10 protein-coding genes are annotated in these 13,723 nt (G+C 54.1%); 2 read left to right on the top strand and 8 right to left on the bottom strand.

Annotated elements, in window-relative coordinates; translation table 11 throughout:
• The first annotated feature begins 64 nt into the window (after positions 1 to 64).
• Both QNJ86_RS00800 and QNJ86_RS00805 read left to right on the top strand, forming a co-directional pair.
• On the top strand, positions 65 to 1,456 hold the full coding sequence (locus QNJ86_RS00800; RefSeq protein WP_283830661.1) for a tyrosine-type recombinase/integrase: 1,392 nt from the start codon (positions 65 to 67) through the stop codon (positions 1,454 to 1,456).
• A gap of 161 nt (positions 1,457 to 1,617) precedes the next feature.
• On the top strand, positions 1,618 to 2,373 hold the full coding sequence (locus QNJ86_RS00805; RefSeq protein WP_283830662.1) for a hypothetical protein: 756 nt from the start codon (positions 1,618 to 1,620) through the stop codon (positions 2,371 to 2,373).
• A gap of 100 nt (positions 2,374 to 2,473) precedes the next feature.
• Here the strand turns inward: QNJ86_RS00805 and QNJ86_RS00810 are convergent, their stop codons facing one another.
• From QNJ86_RS00810 to QNJ86_RS00845, 8 genes are all read right to left on the bottom strand, one after another.
• Positions 2,474 to 4,423, bottom strand: a complete 1,950-nt coding sequence (locus QNJ86_RS00810; protein WP_283830663.1) for an FAD-dependent oxidoreductase — start codon at positions 4,421 to 4,423, stop codon at positions 2,474 to 2,476.
• Positions 4,424 to 4,558: 135 nt separating this feature from the next.
• Positions 4,559 to 6,028, bottom strand: a complete 1,470-nt coding sequence (locus tag QNJ86_RS00815; protein ID WP_283830664.1) for a LuxR C-terminal-related transcriptional regulator — start codon at positions 6,026 to 6,028, stop codon at positions 4,559 to 4,561.
• A gap of 183 nt (positions 6,029 to 6,211) precedes the next feature.
• A complete protein-coding gene (locus QNJ86_RS00820; RefSeq protein WP_283830665.1) occupies positions 6,212 to 7,219 on the bottom strand; it encodes a trigger factor in 1,008 nt (335 codons plus the stop codon).
• Positions 7,220 to 7,671: 452 nt separating this feature from the next.
• Positions 7,672 to 9,114: a helix-turn-helix transcriptional regulator gene (locus tag QNJ86_RS00825; protein WP_283830666.1), complete on the bottom strand. Its 1,443-nt coding sequence runs from the start codon at positions 9,112 to 9,114 to the stop codon at positions 7,672 to 7,674.
• 229 nt (positions 9,115 to 9,343) lie between these two features.
• Positions 9,344 to 9,787, bottom strand: coding sequence for a YegP family protein (locus tag QNJ86_RS00830; RefSeq protein ID WP_283830667.1), 444 nt, complete (start codon positions 9,785 to 9,787; stop codon positions 9,344 to 9,346).
• Between the two features lie 409 nt (positions 9,788 to 10,196).
• Entirely contained in the window at positions 10,197 to 10,568 is a 372-nt protein-coding gene (locus QNJ86_RS00835; RefSeq protein ID WP_283830668.1) for a YegP family protein, read from the bottom strand.
• A gap of 86 nt (positions 10,569 to 10,654) precedes the next feature.
• On the bottom strand, positions 10,655 to 11,023 hold the full coding sequence (locus tag QNJ86_RS00840; protein ID WP_283830669.1) for an oxidoreductase: 369 nt from the start codon (positions 11,021 to 11,023) through the stop codon (positions 10,655 to 10,657).
• A 26-nt stretch (positions 11,024 to 11,049) separates the two neighbouring features.
• Positions 11,050 to 13,356, bottom strand: a complete 2,307-nt coding sequence (locus QNJ86_RS00845; protein ID WP_283830670.1) for a molybdopterin-containing oxidoreductase family protein — start codon at positions 13,354 to 13,356, stop codon at positions 11,050 to 11,052.
• Between the last annotated feature and the right edge of the window lie 367 nt (positions 13,357 to 13,723).

Below are 13,723 nucleotides of genomic sequence, written 5' to 3' on the forward strand. Positions count from 1 at the left end.
GCCATAATGGTACGCTAATCTATCATTATGGGATGGTACAAAAGAAGCGAAGGATCGGAACCGCATGGAAGAAAGCGCAAGGGAAGCAACTCCGCGCAGCCTCGTGGAGCGTTTCAGGCGGGAATGCGGGCTGCCCAAGAGAACAGCGAAGAACTACTCGGCCGGAGCTGCGGGCTTCGCCGCATACCTCGAAGAAACGGGGCGCGGAATCGCCGACATCAGCTACGACGTCCTCGAGGAGTACAGAAGGCAAGTCGGATACCGGTACACGAAGGCGACGCTGGACGCGTACATGGTCGGGTGCCGAGCGTTCGCCGAGTGGCTAGCGCTCGGGGGGATGATCGCAATCTCGACGGTCGTCGACATCAGGCGGCGAGCCAAGTGCTTCAAGCGCAAGATAGATTTGGGCCCTGGCGCCATTGAGCCCGAGCTCGTTGAGCGCTTCAGCCTCACGTATGATACCTTGACGGAGGGTTCGAAGGGATCCGTCCGAACCGACGTAAACTACCTTTCCAGGTACCTCGCAAAAAGGAAGACGACGCTTGATGCTGCCGACGCGGTTGTGCTCGACGAGTTCGTCGACTGGCTTCTGGACACTCATTCGGAGCATGTGGCCAGAAAGGCCGTCTCGAACGTGAAGCGTTTCTATCGCTGGCTCGAGAGCGAGGGTATCCATGAGAACGTCGCTAAGAACATGAGGATCGTGCCTAGGAAAAGAGGCTTATCGCGCAAGCCGCTGACCGTCGAGAGCGCGCAGCTCGCGTTACAGGCAGCTGAGTCGCACGGCTCGCCCGAACAGGCTCTGAGGAACCGTGCGATCGTTGAGTTGATGCTTGTATGCGCGCTAAAGCCGGGCGAGCTACAGGTACTTGACGTCAATCATGTCTGTACGGTCGGTGAGTGCGCGACCATCTTTGTGCCTGCGGGTATACGTAGGCTGGAATCGGTCGTCTACGTCCCGAAAGGGACGACGCAGCTACTCCGACGGTACATCAAGCAGAGGGGAGCTGCGGCAGAAGACCCACTCTTCGCCTCGGTGTCCAGCAGGAGTCATATCCAGGGCAAAAGGCTCACTTCGGGAACCATCGGCAAAATCGCCGGCGAAGCCTTCGAGAGGGCGGGCATCAAGGGGGCTGCTTGCTCGGAGAGCGTCATCAGGACATCTATCGAAATAGCAGTCAGCCTAGGGGCGAGCGAGGACGAGCTTCGCAGGTTCGGGCGGTTCCGTTCGAAGATGCCGCTCTACAATCTCGCACACGAAGGCAGGCGCGAGGAAAACATGCCGCAGGACTGCATCGAGAAGATTCTGTCGAACCAGACCCCGAGATCCTTGGCGAAGGTGGCGACTGCGGGCGAGATCCGCGCGATGCTGAACGGATTTGGCGACTCGGAACTCGTCGCCGTCACGCTCGAAGAAGACGGAGGGATGCGTATTGATGAGATAGGAACACTCTGATTGCGGTTACTCCTCCTCATTCGCTGCGCTCCTACCTCTTGAAAGACTTAAAGAAACAACATATCCATCCCAAATTCAATTGGGCTTTTCTTTTATTTCTTTTATTTCTTTTATTATGAGCAGGAGCGTCTGAAGAAGATAAAAGATAACGAGGGCTATATATGATTGAATCCTATTTTGCCATTTGGCTTGCAACTACAAAAAACAAACCAAAAGACGAACCACTCGTCAGTTCTTTTCGTGGAGCGTGGAAACGCCTTAACGTTAAAGAAAAAGCAGTATTCATAGCTTTCTTGTTGTCCAGTGCAGTGACGATGTGTCTGGGTGCAGTGGTCTCTCTAAACAATTATGCGCTCCTTCCTGCTTTCATATTTAGCGTATTGGTTTATTTAATCTTTGCTGTCTCAGTAAATAGAACCACTACAATGTTTCGACGACGAATGCTTGAACGGTGGATGGCGAAGGATGCAGCCTTTTCTCAATTACTTCGTGCAAGTTTGATGAGTGCTGGATTAGTAAGTTGTGAACAGATAAGAATTGTAAGAGATGAGGCTATAAGGTTTCTCGAGCATAAGGAGCATCGCTACGAAGGATTTATTCGAATATCTATCGATGTGATCATCATTGCGGGGTTCGCAGTTGTGATACAAAAAGCTTTACCTAATCAGAATACTGTTGGAGCTGTAATTTCAAATGCTCTCTTAGTTTCGTTAATGTTGCTAATATTTACTATAGTTTTGGTTGTTTTTGTAATTACTTGTTTGAAAATATTTGATTACTCGAACACCTTACCTCTCTCCAAGCTTCGCTTGTTTATAGATGATCTTTCCAGGTTGCTTATTCAAGAAGAAGACGGAGCGTCTTCATCTCTTGGTTGCAATTATCGCCAGCGTCGCGTTCGGCGCATGCTTAATTAGAGTAACTCTAAAACGCTCAGTGGTGCCGTAATAAGAGAAGCCTTAGAGTAACTCTAAGGCTTCTCTTTAGCATAGTACTTCCCGAAACCTGTCACGTGCTCTATGCGAAGATGGCTTTGCCGGCGGCTACGCCGTCGGCTATGCTGCCTACGCCGCAGATGCCGTTGCGTACCTCGCCGCAGGCATACAGGCCGGGGATGGTTTCGCCTGCCTCGTTGCGGACGGCAAAGGTGTCGTCACTTGCGTCGAGGCCGCCGATGGTGATGTGGGCCGCCCACGTGGCTGGTGAGGCGTAGAAGGGTGGTGTATCCACGGCGCTGATCTCGCTAAACAGGTAGCGGCCGAATTCCTCGTCCTCCCCCTTCGCCACGAAGCCATTGAAGCGTTCCATCTCGGCAACGAAGGTATCCGCATCCATGCCGATCTGCTTTGCCAGGTCCTCCAGGGTGTCGGCCTTGAACAGCTGACCGCGACGCAGCAGCGTCTCTTCACCGGGCGATGCCTCGGTCACGTACACGCTGTCCGCGTCGCTGATCATGTAACACAGGCTGTCTTCCTGCTCCATGAGAAGCGCCGTCATCTCGAAGCGGTCGGCCGTCTCATCCAGGAAGCGTTTGCCCTGCTTGTTCACGATGGGGCAGTCGGCGAACGTACCGGAAACGTTCTCGGCGGAAATGGTGATGGGGTCGTTGAACGGGAACATCATCTGATTACCCATATCGGCCACCGCAGCGCCCAGCTCGCGCGCCATCACAATACCGTCACCGGTGTGGCCGTTCACGTTGGTGGTGCTGAGCGGTCCCTCGGGATAGGGCCACATGGTGTTGTATTCGCGTAGCAGATCGTCGTTGCCAGAGAAGCCACCCGACGCCAAAATAATAACCGGAGCACTCACCTTATAGGTAGTGCCATCCTCGGCGCGTGCCGTCACGCCAACCACTGCGCCGCCTTCGGTCATCAGGCTTTGCGCAGGTGTCGCCAAAAGCACGTTCACGTCGTAGCCACCGCCCGTGAGCACCTCGTCGAAAAAGTCGAAGTACCCTTCGCCGCACACGCCTGTGGTGGGGTTTGACCAGCGCGGGTAGGTGTAGCCCGTGATAAGGTGCGTCGGCGTTTCCCACTGAAAGCCCAGGTCACTCATCCAGTCGTTCGTTGCAGATATGTTTTTCGCCACGGGAAGATACACCGCCGGCGGCAGACCCTCGCCGGTGGTTGCTGCGAAATCAAGCGCGTAAAACTCCAGCGAATCAAACAGCTTTGTTGACCCGGATGCCTTATGTGCTTCGTATTGAGCGCGCACCGTAGCCACCAACTCGGGATCAACGGTGGTCACCAGTTCGCTCGCAAGTACTTCCTCAACGTAGCGGTTTAGCTGGTCGGTCATCTCAGGTCGCGCGCTTTCAGGTGCGCTGAGGTACTCAAGATAGCCACCGGACACCAGACAGTTGCCGCCAATGTTCGAGTTTTTCTCCAGCACAATTACGCGCTTGCCCGCCTGCGCGGAGGCAAGAGCGGCGCCCATGCCAGACGCGCCCGCGCCCACCACAACCACGTCGGCTTCAAGCGTTTTTGTCTCCCCCGTCAGCTGCGATGCCCCCACCTTCATCAGCTTGGAGGACTTGCCGCCCGCTTGATCGACGCACTCCGCCACGGCGTTCACAATACCCATGCTCGTCAGTGTGGCACCGGTGACTGCATCAACGCCGAGGCCCTGGGCAGCCACAATGCGTTCGGGCATGCGCTCAACAGCCGCATCGGCAATACGTGCAGTGTCGCGGTGCTCCACAACGCGCACCGCCGAGATGGCATCCTCGGTGAAGTCGGTTTCCACCGTCAAGGTGTCGAACTTGCCGTCCGCAGTGCCCGTGTACGTTCCGGGCTGGTACGAGCCAACCGCCTTCCCATCGTCGGCCTTGGGGGCGCACCCTGCCAGTCCGAATACTGCCAACTGCACGCCAGCCACCGCAGCCGCGCCGACAAACGTGCGGCGCGACATACCGCGCCGGCGCGGCGGCAAAGCAGTCTGCCTCGTCTCGTCTTCTTGTGTCATGCGTTTCCCTTCCCTTGTAAATCCTTGAGTGCGGCGCTCTCTTTTCGCCAAGAGAGGCGCCTTGTGCGCATCTCATGCTACGGATTTGCGGGAAAGGCGGTACACCCCTGAGGTGGGTATCTGAGAAATACCAGTTCAGAAGCTTATAGAATCGAGCTCTAGAGAGGCGTTCACCAGGTCAATAAGCTCCTGCTTCGAGTGAACGTCCAGCTTCGCATAGAGTGATTTTGTATAGCTTTTTACCGTGTTGCGTGAGATAAACAAGGTGCGTTCGATATGCGCGGCGTCGCGGCCCTGGGCAAGCAGGCGTAGTATCTCCGTCTCGCGCTTTGTAAGTCCGTGCGCAGCGGACAACTCATCGCAAGCGAGCATCTGTACGTCATCGCGAGCGCGCACATAACGCTTGATGAGTTCATCGCGCTTGCGCAGCGCGCGTTCAGCGGCACGCTTCTCGCGGGTTCGCAAAAGCCACACGCCCATCATAATAAGATAGAGAAGCGCAAACGCGATGATGGTCATCTGCGCAAAGGCGAAATGACTCCCCTCAGCAACCAGCGAGGCCACAAGTCCTCCTAGCACCACACCGGGACGCGGAAATGCGAACACCGCTGCCGACCAACCCATAAGCTTCTGTTTGTCGCTGCGGAAAACATCAATGACCAGCGCGTATGACACCAACAGTGCTATCTCCCACCCCACATGGGTGAGCACAACCAACACAATGCTGTATACGCCGCCGAGGAACGGGAGAAACACCAGCCCCGTGGCCACTACGACAAGCGATGCGTTCAGCAGTGCTGTGTAGCGTCCTTTTCCGAAGGGCACATACAAAAGGAATACGCCGATGGCCACAATACCGCCGCCCTGCGAGGCAAACCCGGAATCGGCCGCCGTGGCGGTAGGAGTTGCCATAGCTACGACATCGAGCACACCGTACGCAAGGGACAGTATGAACACATAGGCCAGCGGCGCGGCGAGCCTTTTCAGCGGATCTGACGGTTCTTCAGCGGCGGTTGCAAGAAGGTGTGAAGGTTCAGTCTCTTCTTGGTGCGGAAGAGCGCGCAGTACAACAAGCAGCACAGAAGATGCAATTACCAGTACGCCGCAGCCACCTACCAAAGCCCCATCCGGCAACAGGTCAAGCGCAAGTGCAATCGGCGCACTGACCAGCGATGATATGCCCAGCACATACCCGGAGTTATTCCGCGCAAGCATCCCCATCCGGCTAAACCACAAAGGGATGAGCAAACCTGCCCCCACACCCGCTAACGCAGCGGCGACGTACGCGCATAGAAGCGAAGAAGACGGCGAGGCCGCCAACACCGCAGCGAGCGATGCCAGATAGCTTACACTCCCCACCCCTATAGCACTACCCTCGCGCACGCGTCCCTTGCGCGACAGGAGAAACACCACCGCCGCAGTTAGGCAGAGTAGGCCGTTCAGTAACCCGCCATACCAAAGTGGATTGGCACCGGGAAGGTCGAAAAGCCAGTCACAATAGAAAAAAACGATAGCAACCGTATACAGGCACGTGAACCCCACCGCAACAAGAACCGTTGCCGCGTGGGCGTTATGTGTGATGTAACTATCCCCTGAGAACTTCATGGCGGTCATCATACACGAAACAGATGCTATGCGAAACGAGTCTTTGCGGAGAGTAGTCCACCCCGCAGTGGCTGATACCGAAGGCGCCCCGTTAGAGTAACTCTAACGGGGCTTCAACAACACATCAACGCATGCAGCAGTGATAGCTCGTGACCTACCTGCTGAAACGCTGAGCACAAACCGTTAAGCAAAAGGGTTCAGCGCTTGGCGCGCGGCGACCTGCGGGGGAACATCGTTGGTGGGTTCTTCTTGCTCAAACACAATGGCATCTGTGATAACAGCATCGAGCGCAAGCTCACAGCGTGCCATCTCGATAAGTTTCTCGCGTCCCTCTTCGGTATCAAATCTGGCCTTTGCCTGCTTATCATTGCCGAAGTGTTTTTGTAGCGTTTCGTCAAGATCTTTGTCAGTAGGCTGAATGTTCCAATAATCGGCCATTGCTGCAATGGCTTTACCTTGAGCCACAGCCATTGTGCCTGCTTGATGGAAGAACGCTTCAAGCTGTTCCTCGGGAATTCCCATTTCAGACGCTTTTTGGGCACGATCCTTCCCCTCTTTCATGCAGTCCCGCTCAAATGATGCGCGCACGTTTATCGCCGCACTTTCCACTTCCTCGTCCGTCGGCTTTTCCTTGAGCCGTTGCGCAAGAAGCACGGAGCATCGTTCGCGAAGCAGTTCCTCGCGTTTCTTGTCCATCTCCTCCACGAGTCGTGCTTCTACATCAGCGCGAAACTCTTCCACGGTTGAAAAACGGGGAACAAAACGCTTAACCCACTCATCGTTCAATTCCGGGTCAACGCGCTTGCGTATCGACTCAATAGTTACCGTCGCTTCAATAGTCGAGGAAAGATCATCTTCACTCTCGGTGCCAATTCCCGCTTGTTGGTACTCAAAAGTTTTTGTTTCGCCACACTTCATGCCAACAAGACCTTGAGCAAATTCTTGGGGAAAGAACCCGTCCCCCACCGTAATAGTAAGAGAAGCTTCTTCGAGCCCCGGCATAGGCTCTCCGTTTTCGCGCATCGTAACAAGGGCATTCACCTTATCGTGCAGTTCAACCAGTGCATCTGTTTGATTTGCGTACGTGGGAATTTGCGCAACAATTGAGGCTATGCGTTCATCGAGTTGCGCGTCGGTCACTGCCATCTTTGGCAGAGGGACGTGTAACGGTTCATAAGAAGTGAGTTCCATGGAGTAGATTCCTTATCTTTTCATATCAAGCTATACGGGTAAACCGGACGTAGGTCCGGCGTGGTTCTCAACAAGTGCGCGTCGCTTCCTCTTGTCTTCCTCAGAAGGGCCCTTCCTTAATGAGCGGGCGAACTCCTTCGCATCAAGTGGTGGCACTCTTCTGTCGCATACCTTAAATACGCCGTCCGCCTGCTTTTCGAACACGCGACCACACGGATCGGCGCAGAGTAATCCGCTGTAGCGGCAGCGGCGGGTTTGTGTTGTACGCAATTTCGGCAAACGACCGCCGCAAAAGGAGCAAACCTCGCGCGTCACGTTGCCATCATCGAAGGTATTGGTTTTTCCGCAATCGAGGCATTCAACTGCTCTCCGTTTAGTCGGTGGATGACAGCGGCCACAATAGGGGTTACAGGTCAAACACATTACAGCCTCCCTCACTTCATAGGTGTCCGTCAGAGACGTTGCTTGGGTTCGGAGTTTTCTTTGCCGATTTGGACTCGGCGGTCATCAAGAAGGTCGATAAGATCCTGCTGTGTTGTCACGTCAAATTTCCGGTAAATGTTTGAGGTGTGCGTCTTTACTGTGGTAACAGCAACATGTAACTCACGTGAAATCACCAGCGAAGACCGCCCATGACTAAGCAAAAGGAATACTTCCCGTTCACGCGGTGTGAGATGGGCTTCTTCAGACATCTGATCGCACGCTTTTTTCCAACACCCTTTTTCGCTATCCCCCGTTGCCGCTTTTTCTGGTTTCGTATCCGGCATGGTGAGCGCATCAGAACCATAGGGAACAATGGCTATGGCGAAGCAAAGGGCACAAACCAAGATAACGACATTGACCATATAGAGCTGCGGAAACAGCGCTGGGATGAGGAGTCCGAAGAGAAAGCCCAAGGCCAGAGGTAGGGACACCTTCAGGGAAAGATTTAAAGTTTGAATTCCAAACTCTGAACCAAGGACATAGAGGTTCACAATTCGCGCCAAGTCTCGCAGCAATAGTAAAAAAACGACAAACCATACAAGCGCAAGTCTGACATATCCGTCAAAGAACAGAGAAATCAAAAGAAACGCAATGAGCTCGGGAAACGTCACACGCTCAATAGGTCCTTGAAGAAGAAAACGACCATACCCCAAACACACAACAACCGCACCGGTAATTGCAACCGCAAGCGCTGCTGAGGCAAATAGCATGAGTCCGATTGAGGTATATTCGCACAAAAGTACTGCTACCAATGCAATCGCGAAGCCCGTCGTCGCATAGGAAAACAGCGACCCATAATTGAGGTTTACCGACTCGTTGCTTTCGCTCTTGCTGATAAAAATATGTGTCTCACCGTTTTGACGGCTTGAAATAAAGGCAAGAGCCATAAAAAAGGTCGACGCAATGCAGATGAGCACGCGAGAATGAGCGTCTGCGCTCGAATGCAGAAGAAGTTCAAAGGCGATAGCGCAAAAAAATAGCAAAGCGACCACGATCAACTCTGGCCCGCGTACGCACCATGAATAGTCAGTCCAACCGACAAGCTGCAGTGCAAGCCCGATGCCAAAACATGCGTACAGGAGAAAGTCGAACACGGGAGAGACGAACATATCGGAGAAGAAAAAAGCACCTATAAGCGACGCGCACATAAGACATACCGCAAGCAAAACAAAAATCCTGTAGTCGATGCGCGAAACTTTATCAGAAAAGATGTAAAGAGCTGCATAAGTGAGAACTTGACAAACAACTCCTACCGCCGGCCCTGCTGCTTGAAGAAGGGCAGATCCACCATCGTAAAACGTGAAAATTCTGCCAAAGAACACGACGTAGTTGAAAACAACCGCGGTACCGCTACCGACCGCACCGAGGACAGCATCAGACGAAGGCCAGTGATTGAACAAGCTTGTTACCATGTATTGCACGCTTCCCACCACAAAACTATGCCGCCATCAAGGCAAATCGCATTGAGCACCGTCGATAACTACCTATCTGCTCAGAGGAATGTTGAGAACAAAAGAAACAGTCAGTTATTTCGTTTCTGCTACTATCCTAATGTAAGCCTGAGCAAACCTGACTGTTTCCTTTGCCTTTTGGTTTAACGTATTCGGAGCGTCCGTTGAAATATCACAACCGGGTGTCAAATCATGCGGAGGTGTGTCGAAAGCAGGCTTTTTCAGCCTCGGCGAGTTCTACCGTTTCCCTTGCGTGCTGTCTCAACGTTTCCGGAATGCGCGTCGAAAGATCAATAGCGGGCGTCGAATCATAAAGAGGTGCGTCAGGGGCATATCTCTTTACGGCCTCAATACCCCTCTCCCGCTCTTCTTCTGTCACAAATTTCGGCCCGGTTCCGAGAATATGAGCATCGCGAGCGTGTAACACATATGACCACGCTCCCTCGACGTCAATCCTCTCATAAAAACTATCCTCGGGGCCGCACCTTCGTATCCAGTCAATTTCATTCAAGCACATGGGTTTGACTTCCCTGTACTGACTGGTGAGGATTGCCTCTCCTCGTTCATCCTTTAAGACAACCAAGTAGCGCAGATTTTCTTTGCGCTGCGTTATTTCAAACAGTCCCTGTTCCATCTTTGCCTCCCGAGGAATCGACCCCACATAATGGTGCTCTTAGTTTTGCGGGCCCTTGGGTGGCTGCGGTGCTCCGGGCGCCTTCGGGGCAGACGGAGCACCCGGCGCTGCAGGAGCAGGGGCGCTCGGGCCTTTGGGGGCAAGCTTCATCGGAGGAAACTTATACCCACACTTTGAACAGGTCTTTGCTGTGAGCATCTCCTCAGAACCGCATTCAGGACATTCTTTCTTTTTGGGTCCTTCCGCCTCAGCAGCAGCTATTTCCGCAGCTGGTGGTCTGTAGCACATAGTCTTCCTTTCTCTTTTTAGTAAGATGGAAGGACACTCTTTCCTTGCGCAACCATTTCGAATGCCAAGGACAAACAAAAACGGAGAGCAAAGAAAGAATGTCCACTATAACGTAAGGTAACTACTCGCCAGTTTCATCCACTACGGATGCACCATCACATGCAGCGAGAATGGCATCCTTGGTCAGAAGTACCTCTTCACGAGTGCCCTGGGCCGTGCCAAATCCGAGAGGAATCGCATCGCCAACGCGACCCTGCTCTCCCTCTCGGGCAGAGTGCTCTTCACCGCGAATGACGTAGACATTGTTGCGCCCTTCAACGGCCTGGAGATGGTTCGTAAGATCCGCTCCGAAGCTCTTCATGAGTTCGATTTTGCGTGTCACCGCATCCTTGGTTGAACCAATGGCGCCTTTGAACACTACTTCACCGTTCTCATCAACAATATCAAAGCGATACTTGGACCGCTCTTTCTTGATAACATACTTACCGCTCATTAATGGCCCCCTTTCGCATGAGACCCGGTCGGTCAACACCGTCGCCGACCGGGTCAGAGGAGTCGAATATGGTCGCTAGAAACTGTTTAGAAAAGCGCTTTCTTGCGAGACGCTTCACAGGTTTCGCTGTAGAGAACCAGCTTCTTCTTCGAACCCATCTTTGCGGCGAGTTCAGCAACCGGGCCTACCTCAATAACGAAAGATTGGCAGTGCTGCTCGCACAGAGGAATCTTTCCTGCGGCGATTCGATCCTTGCACATGTCGCACGTCTCGGTGGGCATGGGGATGTAGTCCCATTCGAAATCGGTTTCCCCATGCTGCCAGGGACCGAGTTCGGCAACCTTGATGCCCCAGTCGTCTGAACCGAGGTCAAAGCGCTGCTTGCAGCTCACTTCGCACGAATGGCAACCAGTGCAGTATTCATAGTCGATGAGCATTCCCATCTTTTCTGCCATGCTTTTCACCTTCTTTCAAAAGTTGGTTAGTTGCAAAACTCCAGATAATTGTTCGTCTTAGGCCACGCCGGTTCAAAGTCGGGACCGCCCTCGGCCTTCTCCACGTTGCAGATCATGCACTTGAAAGGCGTACCGAAGCCCAGCTTGCCGTAGCAGTTGTGAGGAACCAGCTGGTTGATGTTGGCATCCCAGACACCGAATGGGCCTGCACCACCATCATCGGGACCCTTCTCGGGGTACCACCAGCCATGCTTCGCCATGATGACGCCGGGCTTGACGATAGGCGTAACCTTCAGCATCTGGCGGCACTTGCCGAACATGTTGGTCAGGTACACCCAGTCGCCATCCTTCAGGCCCAGACGCTCGGCATCAGCCGGGTTCATCTCAGCGGTCGGCCAGGGATCAAGATCGCGGAGGCGCTCGATATGACGCTGCTCGGAGTGGAAGTACGACCATGAACGTGCGCCAGTCGTGAGCACGAACGGGTACTTCTCAAAGAGGTCAGGCGTGCTGACCGGGCTGTAAGGCGGCTCTTCGTAATACGGAAGAGCGTCGTCGCCCCACTCGACAAAGCGCTGGCAGTACGCCTCAACCTTGCCGGACGGCGTACCAAAGCCGGGCTCGCCGTTCCACGTCTGAAGACCGTAAGCGTACTTCTCGTACTCATACGGAGGCGTGACGAAGCCAGTCTCGGAGTTAACCAGATCATCAAAGGTGCCCTCAATGCCGTAGCCGTTGAGCTCCCACGTGAGGAACTCATGCAGGTCCTTCCACGGGAACTTCGAGGGATTGAGGCGCCAGCCAAGATCGAGCATGATCTCGTCGTCGGACTTGCATTCACCCGTCTGGACACCCTTAACGCAGGCAGCCACGAACAGGGTCAGAGCACCGTAATGCGTACCGACGAGGCCGTCCTTCTCGCCGGAGGAAGCAACAGGCAGGAACAAATCGCCATAGGCGGCCGCAGAAGGCGTCATGACCAGATCGGCGAAGACGTTGAAGTCAGGGCGGAGCATCGCCTTAGACACCATCTGAGGATCGGCAACCGGGCAGGCGATCGGGTTCGAGGACATGGTGAAGGTCATCTTGATCGGATAGGGCTTGTCGGTCATGATGGCGTCCATTGCCATGTCGGGCTGCGTCGTCGAGCAGGCCGTCGAGACAGCCGGGTACTCAGCAGCGCCGATGCGCTTCGCCTGGATTTCCGGATCAAGTTCGTCCCAGCCCCACCAAGAAGTCGGAGCTTCGCGGTCGGAAGCGCCAAGCAGCACGCCGCCGGGCACGTCAAGGTTACCGGTGATGGCGCAGAGGAGAAGAACGAGGGTAGCGGTCTGAATGCCGTTGCACTTCTGGTCAACAGCAAGACCCCACGTCATCGAACCGGGCTTGTTGGTGGCCCAGTAGCGAGCAGCCTCGCGGATCAGGTCGGCGTTCACGCCGGTGATGGCGGCAGCCACATCGGGCTTGTACTCACGGCAGCGCTCTGCAAACTCATTGAAACCGTAGATCCAGTTGTCGCAGAACTCGTGGTCGTAGAGATCCTCGTCGATGATAACGTTACACATGGAGAGGTACAGCGCGGCATCGGTTCCGGGGCGAAGCTGCAGGAAGTACTTCGCGCGAGAGGCGAGCCAGGTTGCACGAGGATCAACGATGATGAGCTCAGTACCGCGCTTCATCATGTCAACGAGAGCGTGTCCAAACAAGCCGTCGGGGTTGGAAACGAGAGGATTCTTACCAACGACGAGAGCAACTTTTGAAAGCGTGTAGTCGGGATCGTCGTAGCGCTTCTCAGGGAAAGCTGTCGCATAGTCGAGTTCGGGATAGCCCGCGCCCAGCACGTACACGCAGATAGAAGAACGGGGGCCGTAGCACGACCAACCATTGTGCGGGTAGTTGAAGTTGGGCGACTCGAACGCGGAGAACGTGATCTTAGGAACCGTGTGCCACAGGTCGCGGCCCGTGCCGATGAAGGTCATGATGGACTCGGGGCCATATTCCTTCTGCACACGACGGGTTTCTTTTTCAATCATGTCATAAGCTTCATCCCAGGTGATGCGCTCCCACTTGGAGTTGTCACCACGGAACTTGGGATCGCGCTTCATCGGGTAGATGATACGCTCGGGGCTGTTGTTATAAGCCGGGAGTTCAAGGAACTTAATTGAAACGCGCCCCTGGGTCAGGGGATTCTTACGGTCGCCTTCGACGTGATGAAGCTTCCCATCTTTAATATAGAGCAGCACGCTCCACCCGACGGGATGCTCGCCCGGCGGCGACCATGTGCAAGTACGGACAACTTCGTACTCACCTTCCTGCCATTTCCAATTACTCATTCTCTCTCCTTTCACGAAGGAATCTTTTACGCAACCCCTTGAATCTCCTTGATCGTTGACTCTGCGCGCTTCGAGCCAACCACCCCCTCGAAATAAGAGTGCGATGGACTGATCGTAGGCCTCGGATTAGAGCCAGCCTAGGAGCGTTAAGAATGATTTCTTGTTTACTTTTTCGTCAAAACCGAACGAGAAATTGCCTCCTCCAAATTGTATGAAGTTGACTATCTGGGAAAACGCTTACCTGCAAGAGACGTCTTCATCAGGTAGATATCGAGAACGTATGGTTCGGTACTGTTTTGCATCCCAAGGGGCATCTCTCCAGAAGAAAACGAGTTCGTTGGTCGCTTTACTGAGCAAACAGGCTCAC

The sequence above is a fragment of the Gordonibacter faecis genome (assembly GCF_030077735.1).
Taxonomy (GTDB): Bacteria; Actinomycetota; Coriobacteriia; order Coriobacteriales; family Eggerthellaceae; genus Gordonibacter; species Gordonibacter faecis.